Here is a 25,990-nt window from a genome sequence, read left to right on the forward strand (position 1 = left end):
GCATCAGGATTTCAGTTCCTTCCAGGCCAAATCCAGCGCCAGCCTGGTAATCCTCGCCATCTCGTCCACCTCGGCGTGGCTGATGACGAGCGGCGGCGAGGCGAGCATGCGGTCGCCGGTGGCGCGCAGCACGAGGCCGTTCGCCAGCGCGTGGTTGCGCACCAGCGCACCGACCTGATCGGGCTTGGCATAACGGGTGCGCGTGCTCTTCTCGGCGGCAAGCTGCAGGCCGCCCATCAGGCCGATACTATCGGCCTCGCCGACCAGATCATGTTCGGCCAGCGCTGCCCAGGCCCTGCCGAAATAGGGACCGATATCGTCGCGCACCCGTTCGACCAGTTTTTCCTCCTCGATGATGCGCAGGTTTTCGAGTGCGGCGGCGGCGCAGACCGGGTGGCCGGAATAGGTGAAACCATGATTGAAGTCGCCGACATCGTTGATCAGCACATCGGCGATGCGGTCGCTGACGAGGACGCCGCCAATCGGCAGGTAGCCGGAGGAAAGCCCCTTGGCGATCGGCGCCAGATCGGGCTCGACGCCGAAATGCTGGTGGCCGAACCAGGCGCCCAGCCGGCCGAAACCGCAGATCACCTCGTCGGTCACCAGCAGGATATTGCGCGCCTTGCAGATGCGGTCGATCTCCGGCCAGTAGGTCTCGGGCGGGATGATGACGCCGGCAGCCCCCTGCACCGGCTCGGCGACGAAGGCAGCAACATTCTCCTCGCCGAGTTCGTCGATTTTCGCTTCGAGCTCGCGGGCGACCTTGAGGCCGAATTCGGCGGGCGACAGATCGCCGCCCTCTCCGTACCAATAGGGCTGGCCGATATGGACGATGCCCGGGATCGGCAGGTCGCCCTGCTCATGCATGTATTTCATGCCGCCGAGGCTGGCGCCGGCGACGGTCGAACCGTGATAGCCGTTCTTTCTCGATATGACGATCTTCTTCGACGGCTTGCCGACAGCGCTCCAATAGACGCGCGCCATGCGGAACCAGGTGTCGTTCGCCTCCGAGCCGGAGCCGGTGAAGAAGATGTGATTGAACCGCTCCCCGGCATGGGAAGTGACCTTCTGCGCAAGCAGCGTCGCCGGCGTCGAAGTCGTGCCGAAGAAGGTGTTGTAATAGGGCAGCTCATTCATCTGCCTGGTGGCAGCGTCGGCAATCTCCCGGCGGCCATAGCCAATATTGACGCACCAGAGGCCAGCGAAGCCATCGAGATATTTCCTGCCGTGATTGTCGAAGATGTAGACGCCCTCGCCGCGCTGGATGATACGCGTGCCCTCGACATTCAGCTTCTTCATGTCGGCGAAAGGGTGCAGGTGGTGCGCGGCGTCGATCGCGGCAAGGTTCGAGGGTGGGTAAGTATCGGGCATGATGGTAAAGACCCTCGCGGATTGAAAGGCTGATATCGATGAGATAGGAGCTTGGCCTTGTCCCGGAGGATTTTCAAGGTCATGGCGAGCGACAGGATGGACGGCAAGGCCGACGGCGGCGATCCGCGTTTCGAGATCTTGATCGTCGGCATGAATGGCGACCTGCGCGGCAAGCAGCTTCCGCCCGGCGCCGAAGACAAGATCTGGGCCGGAGATATCCGCCTGCCGACCTCGACGCAATCGCTCGACATCTGGGGCGACGACAATGACGACATCACCGGCCTGTCGCTGACGATCGGCGATCCTGACGGCAAGGTCGTCCCCGATCGGCGCAGCCTGGCGCCGATGCCCTGGGCGCCCGAGGGCTCGATGCAGGTGCTCGCCACCATGCACGAATTCGACGGCAGCCCGAGCTTCATGGATCCGCGCGCCATCCTCGCTTCCGTGCTGGAGCGCTATGCGGCGCGCGGGCTGACGCCCGTCGTCGCCACCGAGCTTGAATTCTACGTGATGTCGGGAGACTGGCGCGAGACCGGACGCCCTGCCCCGCCGGAAAGCCTCACCTGTCGAGGCGAAGCGAACGGTTTCCAGCTCTACGACATGAGCGCCGTCGACGCGCTCGATGGCTATTTGCAGACGCTGAGGGCCTATGCGAAGGCGCAGGACCTGCCGGCGGATGCGACGACGGCGGAATTCGGTCCGGGCCAGTTCGAGGTCAACCTGCTGCATCGTGCGGATGCGCTGGCTGCCGCCGACGATTGCCTCTATCTCAAGCGCATCGCCGAACAGGCGGCGCGCCGCCACGGGCTGAAATCGACCTGCATGGCCAAGCCCTATTCCGAACATGCCGGCTCCGGTCTGCATGTGCATGCGAGCATCATCGACGGGCAAGGCCGCAACATCCTCGATGCCAAAGGCGGCGAGCCGAAGCTCATCAAATCGGTGATATCAGGCCTGCTCGACACCATGCGCGCGGCGCAGCTGATCTTCGCCCCCTTCGCCAATTCCTACCGGCGCTTCCAGCCCGGCTCGTTCGCGCCTGTCGATCTGACCTGGGGCAGCGGCCATCGCGGCACGGCGATCCGCATCCCCGACAAGGATGGACCGGCCGCACGCATCGAACACCGCGTCGCCGGCGCCGATGCCAATCCCTATCTGCTGCTGACGGCGATCCTCGGCGGCATGCTCACCGGTCTCGACGGCGATCTCGACCCCGGCGAAGAGACGACGCCCTCGCACACACCTGCGAATACGGCGCGACTGACGCATGATTTCCTGAGCGCCGTCGACACCTTCCGCACCTCGCCCTTCATCGCCGATATCTTCGGCGCGCGTTATCAGGCGCTCTATGGCGACACCAAGCGCAAGGAGGCGCTCGCGCATCTGCGCACCGTTTCGGATTTCGACTACCGCACCTATTTGCCGCGGCTCTGAAATTACGCGGGGCCGACTTACGCGGCGGGCTCGCGGCGTTCGTCCGCATTCACTTGAGCGGCGAGCCCCTGTTTGACGAGAACCTTCAATTCGCCCGGATGCAACCGGATCGAGACGTCACGTTCGAGCGGCAGCAGCTCGCCGTCCATGACGCAATTGGCCTTGGAGCGCAGTTTGGGGAAATGCAGGTGCACTTCGGCCGGGTGCATCACCATGACATCGGCATTCTCGCGGACCTTGCCGCGCAGCATGTCGATGGCGAGACGAGCGACGCCGAGAGGCTTCAGCGGATTTGCCGTGTAGAAGCCGAGTTCGCCGCTCGTCAAATTATCGGCGTAAAGCAACGCGTTCTCGCCAAAGGGATTGTTGGAGACCGAGATCGCCGACACTCTGCGGCGCTCGCGCATGCCGGCAGCCTCGAACTCGACCTCGAACTCCGGGGGATTGAAGATGACGCCTAAAGCCGCCTTTGTGCTCGCCCGCATTTTGCCCAGCCGGGAACGGTAGCTGTAGGCGTTGCGGTAGCGCACCATGCGGGCATGCAGGCCGGCGGAAAACTGGTGGATGAAGGGCCGGCCGTTGGCGCTGGCGATATCGACATTGTCGATCTCGCCGGAGGCAAGCACATCGAGCGCCTGCCAGATATCGAGCGGCACACGCAGCGAGCGGGCAAAGAGGTTCATTGTGCCGGCCGGCACGACGCCGAGCGCAATGCCGTTTTTCCAGGCGATCGATGCCGCCGCCGAAATCGTGCCGTCGCCGCCGCCGGCGACGATGCCGTCGATATCATCGCGCTTGGCCGCCCGCTCCATGGCAGGAATGATTTCCTTTCCGGAGAAGACGATGGCGTCGAAATCGTGCCCCGCTTCGCGGAAAGCCGCCTCCGCCCTCTTCTCATAAGCCGGCATGTCGGTGGTCTTGAAGGTCCCGCCGTCGCGGTTGAAAAAGCCTACAAGCTTCATAAGGGCTCCCGTCTCGGGCGTGGAAATGCTCCTGCCTCGCCCCTGAGATGGTTGCGATACCGGCTATTTCAAGCGCAGCCATCTTTCCTGGCAAAGGACAGAAATGCAAAAATTGCAATAGACGTATGCAGATAGCAGGACGCTGCACTGCAAAAATTGCACTCGACGGCAGCCGAGACCTCACGGATAGATGGCCTATCGGAGACATCGTCTCTACCTCCCGCCATCCCACCGATCGGCTCGCGGCTGCGCCTGCGCCAGGGGTCATTGCCAAGCAGAAACCGCCTCGAGGAGCTCTCGTGAGTGAGATTGCCGCCAATATTTCAGTCGATAGCCAGGATGAAGCGCTGCCGTCGGCAATGACCGTGGCGCTGGTTCAGCTGGCGCTCGCCTGCGGCGGCTTCGGCATCGGCACCGGCGAATTCGCGATCATGGGGCTGCTGCCCAACGTTGCCGACACCTTCTCGGTCACCACGCCGCAAGCCGGTTACGTCATCAGCGCCTATGCGCTCGGCGTCGTCGTCGGCGCGCCGCTCATTGCCGTGCTCGCCGCGAAGATGGCGCGCCGCACGCTGCTTTTGATGCTGATGCTGATCTTTGCCGCCGGCAATATATCAAGCGCCATGGCGCCGACCTTCGAAAGCTTCACGCTGCTGCGCTTCGTCAGCGGCCTGCCGCATGGCGCTTATTTCGGTGTCGCGGCCCTTGTCGCCGCCTCGATGGTGCCGGTGCATCGCCGCGCCCGTGCCGTCGGGCGCGTCATGCTCGGCCTGACCGTTGCGACCCTTCTCGGCACGCCGTTGACCACGTTCTTCGGCCAGTCGCTCGACTGGCAGGTGGCGTTTTTCTCGGTCGGCATGCTCGGCCTGTTGACCGTGGTGCTGATCTGGTTCTACGTTCCGAAGGACAGGGTTTCCGAGGAGGCGGGGTTCCTCCGCGAACTCGGCGCCTTCCGCCGGCCGCAGGTGTGGCTGACGCTCGGCATCGCCGCCGTCGGTTACGGCGGTATGTTCGCGATGTTCAGCTATATCGCCTCGACGACGACTGAGGTGGCGTTGCTGCCGGAAACGGCCGTCCCGATCATGCTGGTCCTCTTCGGCGTCGGCATGAATGCGGGCAATTTCATCGGCTCGTGGCTCGCCGACAAATCGCTGCTCGGCACGATCGGCGGGTCGCTGGTCTATAATATCGTCGTGCTGACCACCTTCTCGCTGACCGCGGCCAATCCCTATATGCTGGGGCTTTCCGTTTTCCTCGTCGGCTGCGGTTTTGCCGCCGGCCCGGCGCTGCAGACGCGGCTGATGGATGTCGCCGCCGACGCGCAGACGTTAGCTGCCGCTTCCAACCATTCCGCCTTCAACATCGCCAATGCGATCGGCGCCTGGCTCGGCGGCCTCGTCATCGCCGGGGGTTACGGTTTTGCGGCAACCGGTTATGTCGGTGCAGTACTATCCTTCCTCGGCCTCTTCGTCTTTGCAGCCTCGCTACGCCTCGAGCGCCGCGACCGGAGCGCGCAGGCCGTCTGAGGCCAGGCGCAGTTCGCGGCCTTCCGGGCTGCAAAAGACATAATCGTCTCCCCAGGCGGCCAACGCCTGGATGACCGGCTTCAGCGTCATGCCGAGCGGCGTCATTGCATATTCGACCCTCGGCGGCACAACCGGATAGACGGTGCGTGATACCAGACCGAATTCTTCCAGTTCCCGCAACTGCTTGGTCAGCATGCGCTGGGTCACGGCCGGCAGCTTACGCCGCAATTCGTTGAAGCGCAGGGTTCCCTCCATCAGATGAAAGAGGATCACACCCTTCCACTTCCCGTCGAGGTAAGTCAGCGTCGCTTCGACCGGGCAGCCGGGAAAATTCTTGACGAGCTTGGCGCGCGGCAATGACATTTTACAGTATCCTTTTGGGTACTACGTACAGAATTTGTGCATTCTTGCGTTGTCGGACCATAGTGCGCATCTAGCTTCCGTGCAACGAACACAGGAGTTTCCCATGCGCGCCGTCGCCTATAAAACGCCCCAGCCGATTTCCGCCGAGACCTCGCTGATCGATGTCGAGCTGCCGATGCCGGAGGCCAAGGGCCACGATCTGCTCGTCGAAATCAAAGCCGTTTCGGTCAATCCCGTCGATGTGAAGGTGCGCGCCCATTCCGCGCCGCCCGCGGGCGAACTCAAGGTGCTCGGCTGGGATGCCGCCGGCATCGTCAAGGCCATCGGCGCCGATGTCACCCTGTTCAGGCCCGGCGACGAGGTGTTCTATTCCGGGGTCATCAGCCGCCCGGGCAGCAATGCCGAATTCCATCTCGTCGACGAGCGCATCGTCGGCGCCAAACCGAAGAGCCTCGACTTCGCGGCCGCGGCCGCCCTGCCGTTGACCTCGATTACAGCCTACGAGGCGCTGTTCGATCGGCTGAAGGTGCAGGACGCGGTTTCGGGAGCGGGACGATCCATCCTGATCATCGGCGGCGCCGGCGGCGTCGGCTCAATCGCCATCCAGATCGCCCGGGCATTGACCGACCTGACGGTGATCGCCACGGCCTCGCGAGCGGAAACGCAGGACTGGGTGAGGGAACTCGGCGCACATCACGTCGTCGACCATTCCAAACGAATCGCGCCTGAGGTAGCAGCGCTCGGTATCGGCGCGCCGGGGTTTATATTCTCAACCACCAACACGGACAGCCATATCGGGGACATCGTCGAAGCGATTGCGCCACAGGGCCGCTTCGCGCTGATCGACGATCCGAAGACGCTCGACATCGTGCCCTTCAAGCGCAAGGCCGTCTCCGTTCATTGGGAACTGATGTTCACCCGCCCGCTCTACGGCACGCCCGACATGATCGAGCAGCACAAGCTGCTGAACAGGGTTTCCGAACTCATCGACGCCGGAAAGATCCGCACCACGCTTTCAGAGATCGTCGGGCCGATCAATGCGGTAAACCTCAAGACGGCGCATGCCATGGTCGAAAGCGGCAGGATGAAGGGCAAGGCGGTGCTTGCAGGATTCTGAGACAGTTTCGGGCCAGCAAAGTCTACAAACCATACCACCGGCCATACCCGCCTAGAATGCCGCATCGCGGGGGTGCGGCATTCTGGCGTTAAGCATTTATCCCGCTTGACTTTTTCCGCGTCCGGGACCACCTAGCATTCACGTGGGTGACACTCGTCGGCCACGTATTTCAACGGAGCCATCATAACGATGCCAAGCGACAGTAGCAGTCGATTGCCCTTGCCGTACGCGGCCCTCGTGCGCTGACCGACTCCTGCCGGCTCGCCCGGTCGGACGCTACGGCGGATCGACGGAAAGGCGAGCCTCAAATGAACATCAATCGCTTCCCTCTTCGGGCAGGCCATGCCGCCCGCGCCTTCATCAACAACAGCCGCGGCGCAACGATCGCCGAACGCGTCGAATCGTTGAATACACTCAGCGTCCAGGACGCCGGGCGGGTGCTGACCAGCATGCCGCTCGACTATGCGGTCAACATTCTCGACCGGCCGGAGCTTCGCAATGCTGCGCACATCCTTGCGCTGATCAGCGCCGAGGACGCCGCGCGGCTGCTGCACGGCATGTCGAACGACCGCGTCGCCGACGTGCTGCTCGAACTCGACGGCGAGACCCGCGCCCGGCTGTTCTCCAGCCTCGACGAACCGGTGCGCATCGCGATCCAGCACCTGATGGGCTATCCGCCGCGCACGGCCGGCGGCATCATGACGACGGAGTTCGTCAGCGTGCCTGACAGCTGGACCGTTGCCCGGACGCTCGATCATGTGCGCCAGGTCGAACGCTCGCGCGAGACCATCTACGCCATTTATGTGCTCGACGACGTAAGCCATGCACTGATGCATGTGGTGACGCTACGCCGCCTCATCACCGGCGAGCCGGAGGCTTCGATCCTTTCGGTGGCACAGAAGGGCGCGCCGGTTTCGGCCGATCCGCTGATGAAGCAGGAGGATGTCGCCCGGCTGATCCGCAAGCACGACCTGCTCGCCCTGCCCGTCACCGACGAACATGGGCAGATGCTCGGTATCGTCACCGTCGACGACGTGATCGACACGATGATCGCAGACACGACGGAAGCGGCCCAGAAGTTCGGCGGCATGGAGGCGCTCGGCCAGCCCTACATGAAAATCGGCTTCGCCGGCATGATCCGCAAGCGCGCCGGCTGGCTCGCCGCCCTGTTTCTCGGCGAAATGCTGACGGCAAGCGCGATGCAGCACTTCGAAGGCGAGCTGGAAAAGGCCGTGGTGCTGACGCTGTTCATCCCGCTGATCATGAGCTCGGGCGGCAACTCGGGTTCACAGGCGACGTCGCTGATCATCCGGGCGCTGGCACTCGGCGAACTGAAGCTTTCGGACTGGTGGAAGGTACTTTTGCGCGAACTGCCGACCGGCGTCGTGCTCGGCGCGATCCTCGGCCTGGTCGGCTTCATCCGCATCGTATTCTGGCAATCGGCCGGGCTCTACGACTACGGCCCGCACTGGCAAATGGTCGCCGTCACGGTGTTTGCCGCCCTGATCGGGATCGTCACCTTCGGTTCGATCTGCGGCTCGATGCTGCCTTTCGTGCTGCAGAAGCTCCGGCTCGATCCGGCCAGCGCCTCAGCCCCCTTCGTCGCCACGCTGGTCGACGTCACCGGGCTCGTCATCTACTTCTCGGTGGCGCTGCTCATCCTCAGCGGAACGCTGCTCTAACCCACAAGCAAGCCCGAGGGGGATTATTTTCCCTCGGGCAGCTTCAACGGCCCATGCGTCTTCATGCTGCGGATGGCGAAGTTCGAGCGGATGTCGCTGACATTCGGCAAGGTCAACAGCGTTTCCGTCAGAAGCCGTTCGTAGGCGGCGAGATCCTCCACCACCACTTCGGCGAGGAAATCGGCCGTACCCGAAATCAGGAAGCAGGAGACGATCTCGGGGATGGCGAGCAGCGCCTTCTGCTGCGCCTCGGAATTTTCGCGGCTGTGCTGGACGACCTTGAATTCGACGAAGACGGTGAGGCCGAGACCGACCTCCTTGCGGTCGATATCCGCCGTGTAGCCGCGGATGATACCGGAGCGTTCGAGATTGCGGATGCGGCGCAGGCAGGGCGACGGTGAAAGGTTCACCTTCTCGGCGATCTCGACATTGGTGGCCCGCGCATCCTCCTGCAGGCACTTCAGGATGGCGATATCGAATTTATCGAGATTTGGCATTTTCGCGATCCCCATTGCCCTCGATTGGCAGAAGATTGCGCATAGCATGATTTTAGAGCTAGAGATAGCAAGGACATGCCTTGGGCTCTGGCGCTAATCTTTTCTTCAACCGTACAGGCTCCGGATGAAGGAAAGGACTAAGACGATGACCACCATTGCATTTTCCAACGACAAGTCGCCGTCGCAGGTATTGGGTTATGCCGGCGGCACCATTACCGTGCTGATCTGGGCGACATGGTTTCTCGTCACCCGCCACAGCGCAGCAACACCGCTCGGCTCGATCGACATCGGGCTGATCCGCTTCGGAATTCCGGCTCTGGTGCTTTCGCCTGTCTGGCTGAAGACGGGGCTGCTGCCGAAGGGCCTGCCGCTTCACCTACTGGCGATCATGGTGTCCGGTTCCGGCGCCGTCTTCTTCCTGCTGACCACGCTGGCAATCCATTCGACGCCGGCCGCCTCCTCGGGGATTCTGCTCGGCGGCTCGATGCCGCTCGCCGCGGCGCTGATCGGAATCGCGCTGTTTCGCGAAAGACCCGACGGCACACGCATTGCTGGGCTCGTTGCGATCGTCGCCGGCGTGCTGATCCTCCTCACGAAGAGCCTTGCGGACGCCTCGCTGCCTTGGACGAGCTTCGTGCTGCTGCCGGCCGGCGCCATTCTCTGGGCGAGCTATACGCATGCCTTCCGCCGCTCCGGCCTGACCGCCGTGCAAGCGAGCGCCCTGATCGCCGTCTGGTCCTTTCTGATTATGGGCACGCTTGCCCTCATCTTCGGCATCTCGCTGCCACAGGCTCCGCTTCAGGAAATCGGCCTGCAGGTGCTGAGCCAGGGCGTTCTTTCCGGTCTCGTCGCCATGGTCGCCTACGGCACCGCCGTCAGAACACTCGGCGGAACACAGGCTGCCGCCTTCACGGCGCTGACGCCGGTTCTGGCGACGCTCGGCGGCGGCTTGCTGCTTGGCGAAGCGATCGGCATGACGGAAATCAGCGCCGCCGTGATCACCGGCATCGGTGTGGCGCTTTCGACCGGTATTGCGGCACCGCGCCGCTAACCAGCTAGGACCGACACTTCGAAAGCCGCCGGCAGCGATCGCTACGGCGGCTTTTTCGTGAGAAATGCCGTCTCTGTATTGCTTAAGCCTGGATGACGACGACCCTGGCGCCGACTTCGACGCGGCTATAGAGGTCGATCACGTCGTGGTTCATCATGCGGATACAGCCGCTCGACATGGCAAGACCGATCGATTGCGGCTGGTTGGTGCCATGAATGCGAAAATGCGTATCGTTGCCGCCGCGGTAGAGATATATCGCCCGCGCACCGAGCGGGTTGTTCGGGCCGCCCGGCATGCCGCCGGCAAGCTTGCGATAGCGCTCTTCGCGGCGCTGCATGTTTTCCGTCGGCGTCCAGCTCGGCCACTCGGCCTTACGGCCGATATAGGCATTGCCGGCAAATGCCAGCCCCTCGCGGCCGACACCGACCCCGTAGCGCATCGCCCTGCCGCCACCGAGGACGTAATAGGCGCGGCGCGCGGGTGTGTCGACGACTACGGTGCCGGCAGCATGCGTGGTTTCGTAGGCCACTTCTTGGCGGCGAAGTTCCGGCTTGATCTTGTCGATCGGCACCTGCCCCAAGGGGAATTTTTCATCCGGAAGTGCGGCGTAATTCGTCTGGCTGTTCAGGCCGGTCGAAGAGCAGCCGGCCACGAAAAGCGGTAGAGCGATCAGGAAGCCCCGGCGCGAGATCGTCATGAACGTGTCCTTAGTGCGTCAACATGATGTCGCAAGCTAAGGAAATTATGGTTAACGAACGGCTAACAGCCTCCGGCAGGAGGCGATCACGAAGGCGTCAGCACGCAAGAATTGTCGACCGCGAGGACAATCCGCCTCACATATTCGGATAGACCGGCCCCTCGCCGCCCTGCGGCGGCACCCAGTTGATGTTCTGGTTGGGGTCCTTGATGTCGCAGGTCTTGCAGTGCACGCAGTTCTGGGCGTTGATGACGAAGACGTCCTTGCCGTCCTTTTCCACCCATTCATAGACGCCGGCCGGACAGTAACGCGTCGACGGGCCGGCATAGATGTCGTGTTCCGAACTCTTCTGCAGCGCCATGTCCTTGACCTGCAGATGAACCGGCTGGTTTTCCTCGTGATTGGTGTTCGACAGGAACACCGAGGACAGGCGATCGAAGGTCAAGACGCCATCGGGCTTCGGATAGGCGATCGGCTTGTGCTGCGAGGCCGGCTCAAGCGATTGGGCATCGGTCTTGCCGTGCTTCAGCGTGCCGAAGAAGGAGAAACCGAGGAGCTGGTTCGTCCACATGTCGAGCCCGCCGAGCGCCACGCCGAGCGCTGTGCCAAACTTCGACCACAGCGGCTTGACGTTGCGCACGCGCTTCAAATCCTTGCCGATGTCGCCCTTGCGCCATTCGCTCTCGATCTCGGTCACGTCATCATGGCTGCGGCCGGCGGTAATCGCGGCGGCAATTTTCTCGGCCGCCAGCATGCCCGACAGCACCGCATTGTGGCTGCCCTTGATGCGCGGCACGTTGACGAGACCGGCCGAACAGCCGATTAGCGCCCCGCCGGGGAAGGAAAGCTTCGGCACCGACTGGTAGCCGCCCTCGGTGATGGCACGCGACCCATAGGACAGCCGCTTGCCGCCCTCGAAGGTGGTGCGGATCGCCGGATGGGTCTTGAAGCGCTGGAATTCCTCGAAGGGATAGAGATAGGGGTTCTTGTAATTGAGGTGGACGACGAAGCCGACGGCCACCAGATTGTCTTCCAGGTGATAGAGGAAGGAGCCGCCGCCGGTCTTCATGCCGAGCGGCCAACCGAAGGAGTGCTGCACCAGGCCCGGCCTGTGGTTTTCCGGCTTGACCTGCCAGAGCTCCTTGATGCCGATGCCGAATTTTTGCGGTTCACGGTCTTTTTGCAGATCGAACTTGGCGATCAGCTGCTTGGCGAGCGAGCCGCGCACACCCTCGCCGATCAGCACATATTTGCCGAGCAGTTCCATGCCGCGGGTATAGTTCGGCCCGGGCTTACCGTTCTTCTCGATGCCCATATCACCCGTCGCAACACCGATGACGGCGCCCTCGTCGTTGTAGAGCACTTCGGTTGCAGCAAAGCCCGGATAGATCTCGACGCCGAGTTCTTCGGCCTTCACCGCCAGCCAGCGACAGACGAGCCCAAGCGAGACGATGTAGTTGCCGTGGTTGTTCATCAGCGGCGGCATCAGCACATTCGGCAGGCGAACAGAGCCAGCCGGGCCGAGCAGCAGGAAGTGATCGGCGCTGACCTTGGTCTTAAAGGGATGATCGGCCTCGTCGCGCCAACCGGGCAGCAGCCGATCGATACCGATCGGATCGACGACGGCGCCAGACAGGATATGCGCGCCGACTTCCGCGCCCTTCTCCAGCACGACGACGGAGAGTTCCGGATTGACCTGCTTCAGCCGGATCGCCGCCGCAAGACCGGCAGGACCTGCGCCGACGATCACCACGTCGAATTCCATGCTCTCGCGTTCTGGCAGCTCAGTCGTCTCGGTCATTCACTCGTCTCCGCTTGGCGGCACGCGGCCGTCATCCCGTCATGGCACTTTCTTGTCAAAACGAGAAAGCATTGTCGAGCCGGGATACGACAGCCAATCTTCCAATTCGCACAATGATGACGCCTCGTGAGGCAGAATTGCATAACGCTTACGTCAACATCAATTATCAAACATCCCCAGTCCGGTCACATCCCCTTTCCTTTTCCGCCGCTTGCGCCTTATACATCGCTCGACACTATCGGAGGACAATCATGGATCTCGGCATCAAAGGCAAACGTGCACTCGTCCTCGCCTCCTCGCGCGGCCTCGGCCTCGGCATCGCCGTGGCGCTGGCGCGGGAGGGCGCAAATGTGCTGCTCTGCGGGCGCAGCGGCGAACAGCTGGAGGCCAATTGCAAGGCGATCAATGGTGAAGGCAACGGCCGGGCCAACTGGATCTGGGCCGATCTCGGGGACGAACGCTTCGTCGAGATGACGACGACGGCGGTGAAGGAGAAGTTGGGCGGGCTCGATATCCTCGTCAACAATACCGGCGGGCCGACGCCCGGCACCACGGAGGAGATGACGGGCGAAAAGCTCGAAAGCTATTTCCTCTCCATGGTCGTGCGGGTGATCACGCTCACCAATGCGCTGCTGCCCGGCATGAAGGCGCAGGGCTGGGGCCGCATCCTGACGGTTGCCTCATCCGGCGTGATCGAACCGATCGCCAACCTGGCGCTGTCGAATACGCTGCGCCCGGCCCTTGCCGGCTGGAGCAAGACGCTTGCCACCGAAGTGGCGGTCTTCGGCGTCACCACCAACCTGCTCTTGCCCGGCAGCATCCTGACGGCGCGGCTCGACGATCTCGACGGAGCGGCGGCAAAGCGGACCGGCAAGAGCCTCGAGGAGATCCGTACCGACAAGGAAGCGCGTATTCCGGTCGGCCGCTACGGCAAGGTCGAGGAATTCGCCGCAACGGCTGCCTTCCTGTGCAGCCAACCGGCAAGCTACATCACCGGCTCGCTCATCCGCTGCGACGGCGGCGCAGCACGATCCGTCTGACCATTCCCTCTCAGCCGACGCGGACCGCCGCCGCCCATGTCGCCACACTTCGGATCATCTGTTCGACGTTCGCCGGATCGTCCGCAAGTTCGGCGAGCTCGGACAGACGATGGAAGCCGGTCAGGATCGCAATGCGCCGCCGGTCGAGCCTGCGTCCGGTCAGCATTTCATAGGCCGATATGATGCGGGCGGTCAGATCGGGCGAGATGAAGTTCGAGTAGATGAATTCCTGGTGCAGCGGGCCAAAGCCGGAATCGGCGAAATCGTAAATGCCGTTCAGCCTCCTTTGCGCATGATCGAAGGCCATGTTCCAGCCGTGACCGTCGAAGAAGCCGTAGATGTTGCCGTAGGGATCGGGCGGCAAGGCTTCGAAATCCGAAATAATGGCCTGCGCAAAACTCCTGATGTCAGGCGGCAGCAACGGCAAAGCCTTTATTCGCACCGTCTCGGGCAATTGCCATGGCTGGATTGCCCCGGCACCCGCCGAGCGTATGCGATCGGCATCAAGCACATGCAGCTCGGCGTAAAAACGCGCGAGATCTTCCGCGAGGCGCTGACGATCGCTTGCGCCAAGCGCATCGTAATCTTCGGCAATGAGATGTTCGCCCTCGATCTTGGTATGGCTGGAGAAGATCGGCGGCCCGTCGTGAATGCGCATGTCGGGAACCGCCATCGACAGCGACGGTCGAACAATGTCGAGCAAGGCGGCTTCTTTCACAAGCGCTCTTTCCGCGCCGAGATTGCGGGGAAATTTGAAGATCAGCGTGTCATCGACGTCGACGGCAAGCGAATCCCAGCCCCTGGCCGCCAGCTTAAAGACGGAGGCCGTCAGTTCAGGAAACACGCTTATTATGAGAGAGCGAAATTCGCTAGTGTCCAACTCGGTCATGACGACCTGCCTTCTTGGTTTTTCCCATGTTCTTCCCGAGCGCTGAACGGCAGGCGGATCGACATCGCCTTCTGCCGAACCGCTTGCGTCGCTTCCGCCAAACGGCATTGGGTAACACTGAGGCTATATTAGTACAGTTTGAATATTACGGAATATTCATTACAAAAATTTAAGCCGTTATAACCACTTAGTGATCGCACCCCCGGGAATTATGTCTTTTTTGAGCCGCAATATAAGTGGCTTAATCGGGGTATAATATTCGCAACCTTGCTCCCCGCAACCTTGCCCAAACACCGGTCTCGCCCATGAAGAAATTTTGGATCACCGTCAGCGTTATCGCAGTTGCCGCCGTCGGCGTCTGGCAATTCGGGAATCAGGTCCCTTATGCCTCCCGCATTCCCTACCTCTCGCAGTTCATCAAGCAGCCGGAAGCCGGCAAAGGCGGCGGGCAGCAGGCGCAGGCCGATCAGGGGCAGGCCAATCAGGCGCAAGACAATGGGCAACATCAAGGCGGCGGGCGCAGACGCGGCGGCGGGGGCCCGACCGTCGTCAAGACGGTTGCAGCCGTGAAAACGGCGCTGCCGATGGATGTGACGGCGACCGGCTGGGCCGATGCCGATGACAACACGACCATCGCCGCGCAGGAGCAGGGTCTGGTCGTCAGCATCGATGCGCCGGATGGGGCAACCGTGAAAGCCGGCGACCTGATCGCCAAGCTCGACGACCGGACGGCCAAGGCGACCGTCGACAAGGACAATGCGATGATCGTCCGCGACGCGGCAACGCTTTCGGAAGCCGAAACCGCATTGACGCGCGCGCAGGATCTCTTCAATCAAAAGGCCGGCACCCAGCAGAGCCTCGACCAGGCGGTCGCCGCCCGCGACACCGCTGCAGCTACTGTTGACGCCGACAAGGCGTCGCTTGCCTCCGATCAGATCTTCCTCGAGCACACCGACATCCGCGCGCCCTTCGACGGCCGGCTCGGCGATATCGCTGTCAGCAAGGGTGCATTCCTCAGTGCCGGTGCGGCAATCGTCACCATTGCCAAATACGATCCGATCTATGTGAAATTCCACCTGCAGGAGCGCTATCTGCGGGAGCTGAAGAGTGCTTTGGCAAGCGGTCCGGTCGAGGTCAGCACGGCTCCCAATTCCACCAAGGGCAAAGTTCGAAAGGGCGAGATCAGCTTCTACGACAATACAGTCGATACGGCCTCGGGCACGATCCTCGCCAAGGCGAAATTCGAAAATGCCTCCGGCGCGCTCTGGCCCGGCCAGTCGGTCAACATCGTCGTGCATTTCAACAATAACGAACAGCAGGTGGTGGTGCCGACGGTTGCCGTCAGCCCCGGCCCGGAGGGTTTCTTCGCCTTCGTCGCCAAAGACGGCAAATCGCATCTGACGCCCGTCACCATTGCCCGCGCAAATGGCGGCTTCACCGCCATAGAATCAGGTCTTCAGGCAGGCGATCATGTCGTCGTCGAGGGCCAGGGCCAGCTCAGCGACCAGCAGGCGATCAACGAGCAGTTCGACGAAAAGGCGCTGGATGTCGCCTCCGCCGAAGCGCCTCGGCAACAGCAGCCCTCCGAGACGATCGCGGTGGGAGCTCAGCAATGATCCCGAATTTCTGTATCCAGCGCCCCGTCGCAACGACGCTGCTTGCCATCGGCGTCATTCTGGCCGGTCTTGCCGGTTATCAGCTCGTACCTGTCGCGGCGCTGCCGCAGGTCGATTTTCCCACCATCAACGTTTCGGCGCAGTTGAGCGGCGCCTCGCCGCAGACGATGGCGACCTCGGTTTCGACACCGCTGATCAAGCAGTTCGAGACCATTCCCGGGATCACTGAAATCAGCGCCTCCAGTTCGCTCGGCAGCACCAGCATCGTGCTTCAGTTCGACCTCAGTCGTAATATCGATGCGGCCGCAGCCGACGTGCAGGCCGCGATTTCGCATGCCACCCGGCAACTGCCCGACAATCTGACGACGCCGCCGAGCTATCGCAAGACCAACCCCGCCGATGCGCCTGTCATGCTGCTCTCCGTACAGAGCAACACTATGCCGCGCAGCAAGCTTGACGAGATCGCCGAGAACATCATCTCGCCGTCGCTATCGACACTTCCCGGCGTTGCCCAGGTCAGCGTCTACGGTGCGCAGACCTATGCCGTGCGCGTCGAGGTCGATCCCAACAAGCTTTTAACCCGCGGCATCGGCATCGATACCGTCAACAAGGCGCTTGCTGCCGCCAACAGCCAGCAGCCTGTGGGAACGCTGCAGAATAATTCACAGAGCATGACGATCACGGCGAACACGCAGCGCACCAGCGCCGAACAATTCCGTTCGCTCGTCATTGCCAATCCGAACGGCGCGCCGATCCACCTGGGCGATATCGCCGATGTGCAGGACAGCGTTCAGAACCAGTATACGGGCAGCTGGTATGACGGCCAACGCGGCATCATCCTCGCCATCCAGCGTCAGCCAGATGCCAACACGGTCGATGTCGTCGATGCGATCAACGCCAAGCTGCCGCAGCTTCACGCCGAAATTCCGCCTTCGGTCAACACCGTCGTCATGAACGATGCCGCAAAGCCGATTCGCGATGCCATCTCCGACGTGAAGTTCACGCTGCTGCTGACGATCGGCCTCGTCGTTCTCGTCATCTACCTCTTCACCGGCCATGCCACAGCAACCATCATCCCGGGGCTCGCCGTTCCGCTGTCGCTGATCTCGACCTTCGGCATGATGTATGTGCTGGGCTACAGCATCGACAACATCTCGCTGCTCGGGCTGACGCTCGCGGTGGGGCTCGTGGTGGACGACGCGATCGTCATGCTCGAAAACATCCTGCGCCATGTCGAAGAAGGCATGCCGGTGCGGGAAGCGGCGATCAAGGGTGCGGGCGAAGTCAGCTACACCATCATTTCCATGTCGGTGTCGCTGATTGCGGTGTTCATCCCGATCCTGCTGATGGGCGGCGTCGTCGGCCGCGTGTTCAACGAATTCGGCATGGTGGTTGCCATCGCCATCATCTCCTCGGCTATCGTCTCGCTAACCGTGACGCCGATGCTCGCCTCACGTCTGTCCAACCACCAGAGCCGCCCGCCGCTCCTCATCCGCATCTTCGATGCCGGCTTCGAACGGACGCTGCGCGGCTATGACAGGGCTGTCGGCTGGTGCCTTCAGCATCGCCTGACGATCCTCGGGGTTTTCCTCGGCTCGGTGGCGCTAACGATCTATTTCTTCATGGCGCTGCCGACGAGCTTCTTCCCGCAGGAAGATATCGGCCGGCTGACGATCAGCACACAGGCCCGGCAGGACATTTCCTATTCCGCCATGGAGGCGCTGCAACAGCAGGCGGCAGCCGCCGTCAAGGCGAACCCGGCGGTCAACCACGTGATGTCGACGATCGGCGGCAATCCCAACAAACCACAGAACAACGGCTCGATGTTCGTCGAACTCAAGGACAAGAAAGAGCGTCCGCCGCTAGATCAGACGCTGCGCGAGCTGCGCACGGCGATCAACAAGATCCCAGGCGTCCAGGCCTTCGTGACGCCGAACCAGAGCTTGCGCTTCGGCGGCCGCCAGACCGCGAGCCAGTATCAGCTGGTGGTGCAGGCGCTGAGTGCGGATCAGACCAACCTCTGGGCCGGCAAGATTCAGGCGGCGATGCGCAAGGAGCGGCTGTTCACCGACGTGACATCGGATGCCCAAAACAACGCCCTGCAGGCCAATATCGTCATCGATACCGAGCGGGCAGCCGCCTACGGCATCGACAACGACACGCTACGCACGACGCTGCAGGAATCCTTCAGCGGATATTCTGCCGCGGAAATCCAGTCGACCGGCGACAGCTACGACGTCATCGTCGAATACGATACCAGCAAACCCTGGGACGATCAGAAGCTCTCGGAGATCCGTGTCGCTTCTGCCAATGGCAGCCTGGTGCCGCTTTCGAACTTCGCGCATGTCCAACGCACCACCGGCCCGGTCACCATCAACCAGACGGGCCAGTTGGTCTCGACCACCGTTTCCTTCAACCTGCCGGAAGGCGTCTCGCTCAGCGATGCGACGGCGGCGATCGACCAGATCAAGAAGGACATCAGCGTGCCGGCAGACGTCTTCACGTCCTATGGCGGTACGGCCGAGATCTTCCAGCAGTCGCAGGGCAATACGCCCTATCTGATCCTGGCGGCGGTGCTGACTATCTATGTCGTGCTCGGCGTGCTCTATGAAAGCTTCATCCATCCGCTCACCATCCTTTCCGGCCTGCCGGCTGCTGCATTCGGCGCACTGCTGGCCCTTAAGATCGTGGGCTTCGACTTGTCGATCATCGCCCTCATCGGCCTGCTGATGCTGATCGGCATCGTCAAGAAGAACGCGATCATGATGATCGACGTGGCGGTGGAGACCATGCGCACGAGGGGCGAAAAGGCGACGCCTGCGATCCACGAAGCCTGCGTGCGACGCTTCCGGCCGATCATGATGACGACCTTCTGCGCCCTGCTCGGCGCCCTGCCGATCGCGCTCGGCACCGGCGCAAGCTCGGAACTGCGCCAGCCGCTCGGCATCGCCGTCGTCGGCGGCCTGATCGTCTCGCAGATGCTGACGCTCTTCATCACCCCCGTCATCTTCGTCGAGATGGACCGCTTCGGAAACTTCCTCGGCCGGCTGACTGGCCAGAAGAAGGTCGAGGAGCCGGAGTTGCAAGAGGCAAGGGCGATGGCCGCCGAGTGACGGCGGCGTGCAAGCTTCGGCAGTGCTGACTTGCCTTGCGACGACCTTCTTCGCCCGCCAGGGAGAAGAAGGGAAGGCAGCGTAGCTACGAGACATATAGACCCTTAAATCCCCTTGAATGTGTCACGCCCCTGTGGCATCACCCGCCCTCCTGAATCCGGGCGTCTCACGCCCTTTTTGCGGAGCGATGCTCCGTCTCCAATAACAATCGGCATGAAGAGGTGCGGGCATGGCTCAGGCGCTGGGTTTCGACTTCGGCACGACGAATACGGTTCTCGCCATGGCGGACGGCGGGGCGACGCGCTCGATGGCGTTCACGAGCACGGAGGGTACGGCAGACAGCATGCGCACGGCGCTTTCCTTCATGAAGGATGCCCAGCTCGGCGCTTCCGCACTGAAGGTGGAGGCCGGCCATGCGGCGATCCGCCAATTCATCGACAATCCCGGCGAGTGTCGCTTTCTGCAGTCGATCAAGACCTTTGCGGCGAGCGCGCTGTTCCAGGGCACGCTGATCTTTGCCAAGCGGCATAATTTCGAGGATCTGATGGAGGTCTTCGTGCGGCGCCTGCGCAACTATGCCGGCGACAACTGGCCTTCAGACGTCAGCCGCATCGTCACCGGCCGACCGGTGCATTTTGCCGGCGCCAGCCCCGATCCGGCGCTGGCGACCGAACGCTACAATGAGGCGTTGTCGCGCTTCGGTTTTCCCGAGATCCACTATGTCTATGAGCCGGTCGCCGCCGCCTTCTACTTCGCGCAGAACCTAAAGCGGGATGCCACCGTGCTGGTCGCCGATTTCGGCGGCGGCACGACCGACTATTCGCTGATCCGCTTCGAAACCGTCGCCGGCAAGCTGACGGCAATGCCGATCGGCCATTCCGGCGTCGGCGTCGCCGGCGACCATTTCGACTACAGGATGATCGACAACATCGTTGCGCCGCTGATCGGCAAGGGCAGCCATTTCAAAAGCTTCGACAAGATCCTCGAAGTGCCGTCCAACTACTATTCGAGCTTCGGCCGCTGGAACCAGCTGTCGATCTTCAAGACGACGCGCGAATTCGAGGATCTGAAGAAGCTGGTGCGCACCAGCCTGGAGCCGGAAAAGCTCGAAATCTTCATCGACCTCATCGACCATGACGAGGGCTACCCGCTTTATCAGGCGGTGTCGGCGACGAAGATGGCGCTGTCGGCCTCGGAGGAAGCGCCTTTCGATTTCGCGCCACTCGGTCGCGGTGGACATCGCAGCATCAAGAGGAGCGATTTCGAAGGCTGGATCGCCGACGATCTCGCCCGCATCGAAGGCGCGCTCGACGACGTGCTCGACAAGACCGAAACGAAGCCTGCGGAGATCGACAAGGTGTTCTTGACCGGCGGCACTTCCTTCGTGCCGGCGGTGCGCCGCATCTTCACCGAACGCTTCGAGCGCGACCGGATCGAAAGCGGCGGCGAACTGTTGTCGATCGCCCATGGTCTGGCGCTGATCGGCGAACGCGACGACATCGCGCAATGGACTGTGCAATAGCGAAGACAAGGGCGGGCAATCTGCCACCCGCCCTTTCAATGCCCCTGTCACTCCGCTAGACTTGCCGCATGATCTCCGCCAACGACCTTTCCCCCGCCGAGCTTGCAGCGCTTCTGCATTTCCATGCGGATGCCGGCGTGGAATGGCTGCTGGAGGAAGAGGCGATCGACCGCTTCGCCGAGTTCGAGGCGATGAAGGCCGCCCGCCGCCCGGCGGCGGCGGCGCAGCAGCAACCTGCCGCTGGGGAACGCCCTGCGGGTCAGGCACCGCCGCGTCCGAATGCAGCGGCCCGCCCAGCGCCTGCCGAACGCGCAGCGCCCGGCCCACAACCTGCGATCCCTGACGGCGAGGCGGTGCAGCAGGCGCGGTTCGTCGCCGAAACCGCGCGATCGCTTGTCGAACTCAAGACCGCGATCGAAGCCTTCAACAGCTGCAACCTCAAGCACAGCGCCCGCTCGACGATCTTTGCCAGCGGCGATGCCGAAAGCGGGATCATGGTGATCGGCTCGGCGCCGAGCGCCGAGGACGATCGCGAGGGCATGCCCTTCTCGGGGAAATCCGGCCAGCTGTTCGACAAGATGCTGGCGGCGATCGGGCTGAAGCGCTCAGCCATTCTGCTGACGCAGGTCATCCCCTGGCGCCCGCCTGGCAATCGTGCGCCTTCGGCGGCGGAAATGGATATCTGCCGCCCCTTCATCGAGCGGCAGATCGCACTTGCCGAACCGAAGGCGATCCTGCTTCTCGGCAATTTTTCGGCGCGTTTCTTCTTCGGCGAAAACGATACGATTCACGGGTTGCGTGGCCGCTGGAAGGAGATTGCCGTTGCCGACTGTGTCATTCCTGCCATAGCCAGCCTGCATCCGCAGGATCTGTTAACTGCACCTGTAAACAAGCGGCTGGCCTGGAACGACCTGCTGGCTTTTCAAGCGAAGCTTAAATCCCTCTCTTTGCTTGGAAATTAGCCAAAGTTGAATAATTTATGAATCAACCTATGCATTCTTCGCATGACTGCATCCCGTCATGATGCATTGCGGAATTAATGCTGCATTGCAATATGAGCTGTGTCTTGGGAGGAATCACAGGAACCAAGGCCATGAGCAAACGTTTTCGTCCTATCCATAGCGGGTTTGAAACCCTTCGCCTCGCCGGCGACCAGGTTCGTTCCACTCAAGGCTACAGCCGTTTCGGCTTTGCCACGAACGAACAGATGATTGCCCGCGGCACCGGCATCAACAGCCGCACTGCGCGTCCGAACGCCATTTTTTCGGACTTCCAGCAGTATTGAGCAGGAATTCAACATGTCGCAGCGTCCTTTGCGCCTCTTAAAAAGACGCGCGGCGCTGTAGGCGCATTGCCTGCGCTTTGTATAAGAGTACCCCAACATGTCGACGATCCTGATATCGCTTCTGCGCCACATCGAAACATTCGAGCATATCCGCGTCGCCGTCTGTGCCGCGCGGGAATATGAGCGCGAACTTTCGGTCAAGCCGGCCGATGCCGGATCCCGCATTGGCGCAGGTACAGCGGCGATCGTTCTCTAGAACATTTCCGAGTCATGGAAATGCTCTATCTCTTGTTTTCACGCATTCCGGACGTAAAACCGCTGCGCACTTTTGCTGGAAGTGCTCTGGTCAAATGGCCATTTCCTCGATCTGGGCCTTCGCCCATTCAAAGGCTTCGTCGACATAGGCGAACTTGACCGCCTGCCAGGCGCAATATTCCTCGACAAAATCCCGCGATATCCAAAGATGCGTCTTGCGCGGTTCGTCATACCAGCCGACGCAGCCGCGTTGCGCCGCCTTTGCCAATAGCCGTTGCAGATGGGTGCGCGACATCATGAAATCGGCGGCGAGCGCACGGGTTTCGACGCGGCCGACCGACAATCTCCTCGGCTCGCTGCCTTCCATATCCATCCGGGCGATGAAATTATCGACGACGAGGCCGCCGGCTTCCGTCCAGAGGAACAGCGCCACCTGTTCCGGCGGTTCGCGCCAGGCGGCATCTTCGAGGCAATGGCGGGCAATGCGCGGCTGAATGAGCCGCATCACTGATGGATTTGCCTGGAAAAAGGCTGCCCTTTGACCGCCGTCGAGCAGGTCGAGCGCACCGAGATTGGAGAAAAGCCAGGCAAACATCCCCTGATGGCTGACATCGGCCGGTTCGAAATGACGTGGCCGCCGCCGCTCGTCGCCGGGCGTGTGGGTTATGAAGCGGTAGGTATAGAGTTCTTCGATGAAGGCGAGCACCGTGTTGCGGCTCGCGACCTTGTGTGCGGTGATGCGCCCGGTCAGCCGCACGGCGGTGAAACCCGACGTCGGGTCGCGCGGATCATATTCCAGGTGGAGGGCATAGGCAGTCTGGGTCAGAACCCAGCGTTGATGAGAAGCGAGCAATCGCGCCAGCCGCGGACCGGCATCGAACATGCCGCGCATCTGCCCAGCCAAAAAGCGAATGCTCATCAGAAAGGAAGAGTTCCCCACCAATTGCTCCGCTGTGAATGCCATTCTGCTTTTCTCCACCTCCGCTCGCTGGCCAGCGTTCGGAGCAACGATACCGAGAGCTCATCCGGCATCAGCGGCCATTCAGACATGCACAGCTTGGAATAAATGATACTCTCTCATCTTCAACAATCATATTCCACAGGCCGACGGTATCCCAAGAATTCACCACTCTTTTCAGTCGTTGAGAGCAAGTTTCAAGCCACCGCAATCCCCGCGTTAAAACCTTGATAACATGCGCCTGTCGCTCTCAGGCTTGCGGCGTCGTGGCCTTGCGCGCCTCTCTCTGCTCGATGCCCAGCTGATGCTCGCGATAGATGATGAAGATGCCGGCGGCGATAACGATGACGGTGCCGATCAGCATGGTCACGCTCGGCACGTCGCCGAAGACGAAATAGGCGACGATGCCGCCGAGCAGGATCGACGTATATTCGAACGGCGCGATGGTGGAGACATCGGCATGGCGATAACTTTCCGTCAACAGGATCTGCGCGACGCCGCCGCAAAAACCGGCGGCGATCAGATAGAGCGCTGTCGGCCATGGCAGGATGAGCCAGCCGAAGGGAAGAGAAGCCAGCGAGAAGACCGAGGCGGTGATCGAGAAATACAGCACGATCGTCGCCGTTTTCTCCTCTTCGACGAGGCGGCGCACCTGGATCATCGCCATGCCGCCGAGAACGGCCGAGAACAGCACGCAGAGCGCGCCGACAGCCTGTTCGGCTTCCATGCCGCCGTCGCGAAACAGCGTGAGTTTCGGCCAGGAAACGATGGCGACGCCCACGATGCCGACCAAGACGGCGCTCCAGCGATAGATGCGCACGGTCTCGCCGAGGAAAACGGCGGCGAAGATGACGGCGACGAGCGGCAACGCGTAGCCAAGCGCGATCGCCTCCGGCAGCGGCAGATGCAGGAGGCCGTAGAAACCGAAAGCCATCGACAAGATGCCGATCGTGCCGCGCTTGAGGTGACCGATTGGATTGGCCGTGTAGAAGGCGGCGCGCAACTGCCTGTTATAGGCCAGATAGGCCATGATCGGGAAAAGCGCGAAGAACGACCTGCAGAAGGTGACCTGGCCCGGCGGGATGTCCGAGCCGGCCAGCTTGATGAAGGTCTGCATGGCCAGGAAGACCACGACCGACGAGACTTTCAGCGCAATGCCTCTCATCGGGTTTCTGAGAACCGAGTGCATGATCCTGGCTCTTGATACTGACTTAACCGGAACGGGGGACGCGTTCGACTCGGGAACGCAACGGGTGACGGCTTCCATCGTAGCGAAAGAAAAACCCGATTGGCGAAAAAATCGCGAGCAAGGCGGGAGAATCGCAAATCGCCTTTCAGCCTCGGGCTCAATCGTGCCGTATCTGCGCCACTGCTCCGAAATCACCCTCTTTTCAGCCATTCCCCCTAAAATGTTCGCCTCTGACTGCTCAGTCGTTAACCAATTGAAAACCATAGGCAAGCATCGTTTTTTTACGCTGATCTCGAAATTTTCTTCACCGCACAAACAATTCCCCGCTCCTTCCAGGATCATGTTTGATGAAGCCGCTTAGCGCCGAAACCATTGCCCAGTCGCAGAATGCGACACCGCGGTCCATGCGCGTCGTCACCGACGGCATCAGCACCGACCTCGAGCGCTTCAGCGCCGACAACACCCATATCGTCAAGCAGATCAAGTTGCTGGCGATCAATGCGCTGATCGAGGCGGCCAGGGCCGGCGAGACCGGAAAGGGCTTTGCCGTCGTTGCCAACGAGGTGCAGCGGCTAGCGCAGATCGCGACCGACATCACCGGCAGGTTCGAGAGCAACGTGCTCGGCCGCATCGGCCTCAGCCGCGCCATGGCCGATTCGCTGGTCGAAGAGATGGAGGGCGTTCGCCTCACCGATCTGGCGCAGACGCTGGTGCAGCTCATCGTCCGCAATCTCTTCGAGCGCACGGCCGATGTGCGCTGGTGGGCGACGGACCCGTCACTCTGGCAGGCGCTGCAGAACCAGAGCCGGGAAACCGCCGCCTTTGCAGCGGAGCGTCTCGGCGCCATCAACCGCTTCTACACCGTCTATCTCGATCTCGTCATGACCGATCTCTCGGGCAAGGTGGTCGCATCCGCCAATCCCAAGTTCCAGCGCAAGATCGCAGGCACGAGCCTTGCCAGCGATCCGTGGTTCCGCGCAGCGTCGGCCTGCTCCTCCGGCGACGCTTATATCGTCGACGATGTCAAAGCGAGCCCGCTGCACGATAACAGGCATGCGCTCGTTTATGCCACAGGCATCCGCGAAGAGGGCAAGCTCGACGGGCGGCTGGTCGGCACGCTCGGCGTCTATTTCGACTGGCAGAACCAAGGCCAGGCGATCGTCGAGAAAGAGGCGAACCTGCCGCCGCAGCTGGCGGAAAGAACGACGGTCATGCTGCTCGACGGCAAGAGCCGGGTCATCGCCACCACCAATCCCGCCTTGTTGTTTTCCCATTTCGCGCTCGCCAATCCGTCCGGCCAGGCGAAAGGCAGCTACTACGACAATAACGGCTCGATCGTCGCCTTCGCGCACACTCTTGGCTACGAAGATTACGACGGGCTCGGCTGGTACGGCGTCGTCGTCCAGCAGACCGAAAACGACGCGACAATCAAGGCCGCACTCAATCTGAAGTAGCGGCATTTTCCCGCTGCTGCGTTCATCCGTTGCCAATAAGATATTTTGCCCGCAAACTTGGTGTTCGCGGGCAATTTGCTTTAAGTTTAGTTCAGACTTTAATGTAATCATCCCCGGCAAAATTTAAGGCAGAGTGCGCCCGCCTCTGTATTCCGCGGTTGTCAAATA

23 protein-coding genes are annotated in these 25,990 nt (G+C 61.7%); 14 read left to right on the plus strand and 9 right to left on the minus strand.

The annotated features are described in order from the left end of the window. Positions 1 to 3: 3 nt before the first annotated feature. On the minus strand, positions 4 to 1,371 hold the full coding sequence (locus ACIPSK_RS21255; protein WP_162118984.1) for an aspartate aminotransferase family protein: 1,368 nt from the start codon (positions 1,369 to 1,371) through the stop codon (positions 4 to 6). Between the two features lie 81 nt (positions 1,372 to 1,452). Here ACIPSK_RS21255 and ACIPSK_RS21260 point away from each other — a divergent pair, with 81 nt between their 5' ends. Beyond that, positions 1,453 to 2,805, plus strand: a complete 1,353-nt coding sequence (locus ACIPSK_RS21260; protein ID WP_162119004.1) for a glutamine synthetase family protein — start codon at positions 1,453 to 1,455, stop codon at positions 2,803 to 2,805. Between the two features lie 17 nt (positions 2,806 to 2,822). Here ACIPSK_RS21260 and ACIPSK_RS21265 read toward each other — a convergent pair whose 3' ends face one another. Next, positions 2,823 to 3,767, minus strand: coding sequence for a diacylglycerol/lipid kinase family protein (locus ACIPSK_RS21265; RefSeq protein ID WP_017963622.1), 945 nt, complete (start codon positions 3,765 to 3,767; stop codon positions 2,823 to 2,825). A gap of 299 nt (positions 3,768 to 4,066) precedes the next feature. On the opposite strand from ACIPSK_RS21265, the gene ACIPSK_RS21270 reads away from it, so the two are divergent. Further along, the gene (locus ACIPSK_RS21270) at positions 4,067 to 5,293 is read left to right on the plus strand and encodes an MFS transporter (RefSeq protein ID WP_162118983.1); all 1,227 of its coding nucleotides are present in this window, start codon (positions 4,067 to 4,069) and stop codon (positions 5,291 to 5,293) included. Here ACIPSK_RS21270 and ACIPSK_RS21275 read toward each other — a convergent pair. Continuing rightward, positions 5,252 to 5,656, minus strand: coding sequence for a winged helix-turn-helix transcriptional regulator (locus ACIPSK_RS21275; protein ID WP_162118982.1), 405 nt, complete (start codon positions 5,654 to 5,656; stop codon positions 5,252 to 5,254). The two genes, ACIPSK_RS21270 and ACIPSK_RS21275, sit on opposite strands and share 42 nt — an antisense overlap. Before the next feature lie 103 nt (positions 5,657 to 5,759). On the opposite strand from ACIPSK_RS21275, the gene ACIPSK_RS21280 reads away from it, so the two are divergent. Together ACIPSK_RS21280 and mgtE are read left to right on the plus strand one after the other, a co-directional pair. Next, positions 5,760 to 6,773: a zinc-binding alcohol dehydrogenase family protein gene (locus tag ACIPSK_RS21280; RefSeq protein WP_162118981.1), complete on the plus strand. Its 1,014-nt coding sequence runs from the start codon at positions 5,760 to 5,762 to the stop codon at positions 6,771 to 6,773. A gap of 308 nt (positions 6,774 to 7,081) precedes the next feature. Beyond that, the gene (gene mgtE / locus ACIPSK_RS21285; protein ID WP_162118980.1) at positions 7,082 to 8,455 is read left to right on the plus strand and encodes a magnesium transporter; all 1,374 of its coding nucleotides are present in this window, start codon (positions 7,082 to 7,084) and stop codon (positions 8,453 to 8,455) included. Between the two features lie 23 nt (positions 8,456 to 8,478). Here the strand turns inward: mgtE and ACIPSK_RS21290 are convergent, their stop codons facing one another. Beyond that, positions 8,479 to 9,000, minus strand: coding sequence for an Lrp/AsnC family transcriptional regulator (locus ACIPSK_RS21290; RefSeq protein ID WP_170257645.1), 522 nt, complete (start codon positions 8,998 to 9,000; stop codon positions 8,479 to 8,481). 97 nt (positions 9,001 to 9,097) lie between these two features. On the opposite strand from ACIPSK_RS21290, the gene ACIPSK_RS21295 reads away from it, so the two are divergent. Next, positions 9,098 to 10,003, plus strand: coding sequence for a DMT family transporter (locus ACIPSK_RS21295; RefSeq protein WP_162118979.1), 906 nt, complete (start codon positions 9,098 to 9,100; stop codon positions 10,001 to 10,003). 82 nt (positions 10,004 to 10,085) lie between these two features. On the opposite strand, the gene ACIPSK_RS21300 is transcribed toward ACIPSK_RS21295, so the two are convergent. Continuing rightward, positions 10,086 to 10,700, minus strand: coding sequence for a L,D-transpeptidase (locus ACIPSK_RS21300; protein WP_162118978.1), 615 nt, complete (start codon positions 10,698 to 10,700; stop codon positions 10,086 to 10,088). Positions 10,701 to 10,836: 136 nt separating this feature from the next. Beyond that, positions 10,837 to 12,501, minus strand: a complete 1,665-nt coding sequence (locus ACIPSK_RS21305) for an electron transfer flavoprotein-ubiquinone oxidoreductase (RefSeq protein WP_162118977.1) — start codon at positions 12,499 to 12,501, stop codon at positions 10,837 to 10,839. Between the two features lie 251 nt (positions 12,502 to 12,752). Between ACIPSK_RS21305 and ACIPSK_RS21310 the strand changes: the two genes are divergently transcribed. Beyond that, on the plus strand, positions 12,753 to 13,541 hold the full coding sequence (locus tag ACIPSK_RS21310; protein ID WP_162118976.1) for an SDR family oxidoreductase: 789 nt from the start codon (positions 12,753 to 12,755) through the stop codon (positions 13,539 to 13,541). Positions 13,542 to 13,551: 10 nt separating this feature from the next. Here the strand turns inward: ACIPSK_RS21310 and ACIPSK_RS21315 are convergent, their stop codons facing one another. Beyond that, positions 13,552 to 14,430 (minus strand): phosphotransferase family protein, encoded by an 879-nt coding sequence (locus ACIPSK_RS21315; RefSeq protein WP_162118975.1) that lies wholly within the window; start codon positions 14,428 to 14,430, stop codon positions 13,552 to 13,554. 305 nt (positions 14,431 to 14,735) lie between these two features. Here ACIPSK_RS21315 and ACIPSK_RS21320 point away from each other — a divergent pair, with 305 nt between their 5' ends. The 6 genes from ACIPSK_RS21320 (at position 14,736) to ACIPSK_RS21345 (ending at position 22,222) form a co-directional block, all read left to right on the plus strand. Beyond that, positions 14,736 to 16,046 (plus strand): efflux RND transporter periplasmic adaptor subunit, encoded by a 1,311-nt coding sequence (locus tag ACIPSK_RS21320; protein WP_162118974.1) that lies wholly within the window; start codon positions 14,736 to 14,738, stop codon positions 16,044 to 16,046. After that, positions 16,043 to 19,159, plus strand: coding sequence for an efflux RND transporter permease subunit (locus tag ACIPSK_RS21325; protein ID WP_162118973.1), 3,117 nt, complete (start codon positions 16,043 to 16,045; stop codon positions 19,157 to 19,159). Before ACIPSK_RS21320 ends, ACIPSK_RS21325 begins: the two co-directional genes overlap by 4 nt. A gap of 229 nt (positions 19,160 to 19,388) precedes the next feature. Then, positions 19,389 to 20,681, plus strand: a complete 1,293-nt coding sequence (locus ACIPSK_RS21330; RefSeq protein WP_162118972.1) for an Hsp70 family protein — start codon at positions 19,389 to 19,391, stop codon at positions 20,679 to 20,681. Between the two features lie 68 nt (positions 20,682 to 20,749). Continuing rightward, positions 20,750 to 21,643, plus strand: coding sequence for a uracil-DNA glycosylase (locus ACIPSK_RS21335; RefSeq protein ID WP_162118971.1), 894 nt, complete (start codon positions 20,750 to 20,752; stop codon positions 21,641 to 21,643). A gap of 131 nt (positions 21,644 to 21,774) precedes the next feature. Then, positions 21,775 to 21,966: a hypothetical protein gene (locus ACIPSK_RS21340; RefSeq protein ID WP_017963605.1), complete on the plus strand. Its 192-nt coding sequence runs from the start codon at positions 21,775 to 21,777 to the stop codon at positions 21,964 to 21,966. A gap of 97 nt (positions 21,967 to 22,063) precedes the next feature. After that, on the plus strand, positions 22,064 to 22,222 hold the full coding sequence (locus ACIPSK_RS21345; protein ID WP_168724950.1) for a hypothetical protein: 159 nt from the start codon (positions 22,064 to 22,066) through the stop codon (positions 22,220 to 22,222). Between the two features lie 90 nt (positions 22,223 to 22,312). On the opposite strand, the gene ACIPSK_RS21350 is transcribed toward ACIPSK_RS21345, so the two are convergent. Then, positions 22,313 to 23,185: a hypothetical protein gene (locus tag ACIPSK_RS21350; RefSeq protein ID WP_162118970.1), complete on the minus strand. Its 873-nt coding sequence runs from the start codon at positions 23,183 to 23,185 to the stop codon at positions 22,313 to 22,315. Between the two features lie 244 nt (positions 23,186 to 23,429). Further along, complete coding sequence (locus tag ACIPSK_RS21355; protein ID WP_162118969.1) at positions 23,430 to 24,368, minus strand: DMT family transporter; 939 nt, start codon at positions 24,366 to 24,368, stop codon at positions 23,430 to 23,432. Here ACIPSK_RS21355 and ACIPSK_RS21360 point away from each other — a divergent pair. Together ACIPSK_RS21360 and ACIPSK_RS21365 are read left to right on the plus strand one after the other, a co-directional pair. Next, the gene (locus tag ACIPSK_RS21360; RefSeq protein ID WP_162118968.1) at positions 24,367 to 24,729 is read left to right on the plus strand and encodes a hypothetical protein; all 363 of its coding nucleotides are present in this window, start codon (positions 24,367 to 24,369) and stop codon (positions 24,727 to 24,729) included. The genes ACIPSK_RS21355 and ACIPSK_RS21360 overlap by 2 nt on opposite strands. After that, positions 24,716 to 25,822, plus strand: coding sequence for a methyl-accepting chemotaxis protein (locus tag ACIPSK_RS21365; RefSeq protein ID WP_162118967.1), 1,107 nt, complete (start codon positions 24,716 to 24,718; stop codon positions 25,820 to 25,822). The genes ACIPSK_RS21360 and ACIPSK_RS21365 overlap by 14 nt, the downstream gene beginning before the upstream one ends. Positions 25,823 to 25,990 lie beyond the last annotated feature (168 nt).

This window comes from Rhizobium sp. LARHSG275 (genome assembly GCF_052871115.1).

What these genes read in the sequence shown, in the direction of transcription:
- ACIPSK_RS21255 (WP_162118984.1), bottom strand. Translation starts at nt 1,371, where the DNA reads ATGCCCGATACTTACCCACCCTCGAACCTTGCCGCGATCGACGCCGCG.
- ACIPSK_RS21260 (WP_162119004.1), top strand. Translation starts at nt 1,453, where the DNA reads ATGGCGAGCGACAGGATGGACGGCAAGGCCGACGGCGGCGATCCGCGT.
- ACIPSK_RS21265 (WP_017963622.1), bottom strand. Translation starts at nt 3,767, where the DNA reads ATGAAGCTTGTAGGCTTTTTCAACCGCGACGGCGGGACCTTCAAGACC.
- ACIPSK_RS21275 (WP_162118982.1), bottom strand. Translation starts at nt 5,656, where the DNA reads ATGTCATTGCCGCGCGCCAAGCTCGTCAAGAATTTTCCCGGCTGCCCG.
- ACIPSK_RS21280 (WP_162118981.1), top strand. Translation starts at nt 5,760, where the DNA reads ATGCGCGCCGTCGCCTATAAAACGCCCCAGCCGATTTCCGCCGAGACC.
- mgtE (WP_162118980.1), top strand. Translation starts at nt 7,082, where the DNA reads ATGAACATCAATCGCTTCCCTCTTCGGGCAGGCCATGCCGCCCGCGCC.
- ACIPSK_RS21290 (WP_170257645.1), bottom strand. Translation starts at nt 9,000, where the DNA reads ATGCTATGCGCAATCTTCTGCCAATCGAGGGCAATGGGGATCGCGAAA.
- ACIPSK_RS21295 (WP_162118979.1), top strand. Translation starts at nt 9,098, where the DNA reads ATGACCACCATTGCATTTTCCAACGACAAGTCGCCGTCGCAGGTATTG.
- ACIPSK_RS21300 (WP_162118978.1), bottom strand. Translation starts at nt 10,700, where the DNA reads ATGACGATCTCGCGCCGGGGCTTCCTGATCGCTCTACCGCTTTTCGTG.
- ACIPSK_RS21305 (WP_162118977.1), bottom strand. Translation starts at nt 12,501, where the DNA reads ATGACCGAGACGACTGAGCTGCCAGAACGCGAGAGCATGGAATTCGAC.
- ACIPSK_RS21310 (WP_162118976.1), top strand. Translation starts at nt 12,753, where the DNA reads ATGGATCTCGGCATCAAAGGCAAACGTGCACTCGTCCTCGCCTCCTCG.
- ACIPSK_RS21315 (WP_162118975.1), bottom strand. Translation starts at nt 14,430, where the DNA reads ATGACCGAGTTGGACACTAGCGAATTTCGCTCTCTCATAATAAGCGTG.
- ACIPSK_RS21320 (WP_162118974.1), top strand. Translation starts at nt 14,736, where the DNA reads ATGAAGAAATTTTGGATCACCGTCAGCGTTATCGCAGTTGCCGCCGTC.
- ACIPSK_RS21325 (WP_162118973.1), top strand. Translation starts at nt 16,043, where the DNA reads ATGATCCCGAATTTCTGTATCCAGCGCCCCGTCGCAACGACGCTGCTT.
- ACIPSK_RS21330 (WP_162118972.1), top strand. Translation starts at nt 19,389, where the DNA reads ATGGCTCAGGCGCTGGGTTTCGACTTCGGCACGACGAATACGGTTCTC.
- ACIPSK_RS21335 (WP_162118971.1), top strand. Translation starts at nt 20,750, where the DNA reads ATGATCTCCGCCAACGACCTTTCCCCCGCCGAGCTTGCAGCGCTTCTG.
- ACIPSK_RS21340 (WP_017963605.1), top strand. Translation starts at nt 21,775, where the DNA reads ATGAGCAAACGTTTTCGTCCTATCCATAGCGGGTTTGAAACCCTTCGC.
- ACIPSK_RS21345 (WP_168724950.1), top strand. Translation starts at nt 22,064, where the DNA reads ATGTCGACGATCCTGATATCGCTTCTGCGCCACATCGAAACATTCGAG.
- ACIPSK_RS21350 (WP_162118970.1), bottom strand. Translation starts at nt 23,185, where the DNA reads ATGGCATTCACAGCGGAGCAATTGGTGGGGAACTCTTCCTTTCTGATG.
- ACIPSK_RS21360 (WP_162118968.1), top strand. Translation starts at nt 24,367, where the DNA reads ATGATCCTGGCTCTTGATACTGACTTAACCGGAACGGGGGACGCGTTC.
- ACIPSK_RS21355 (WP_162118969.1), bottom strand. Translation starts at nt 24,368, where the DNA reads ATGCACTCGGTTCTCAGAAACCCGATGAGAGGCATTGCGCTGAAAGTC.
- ACIPSK_RS21365 (WP_162118967.1), top strand. Translation starts at nt 24,716, where the DNA reads ATGAAGCCGCTTAGCGCCGAAACCATTGCCCAGTCGCAGAATGCGACA.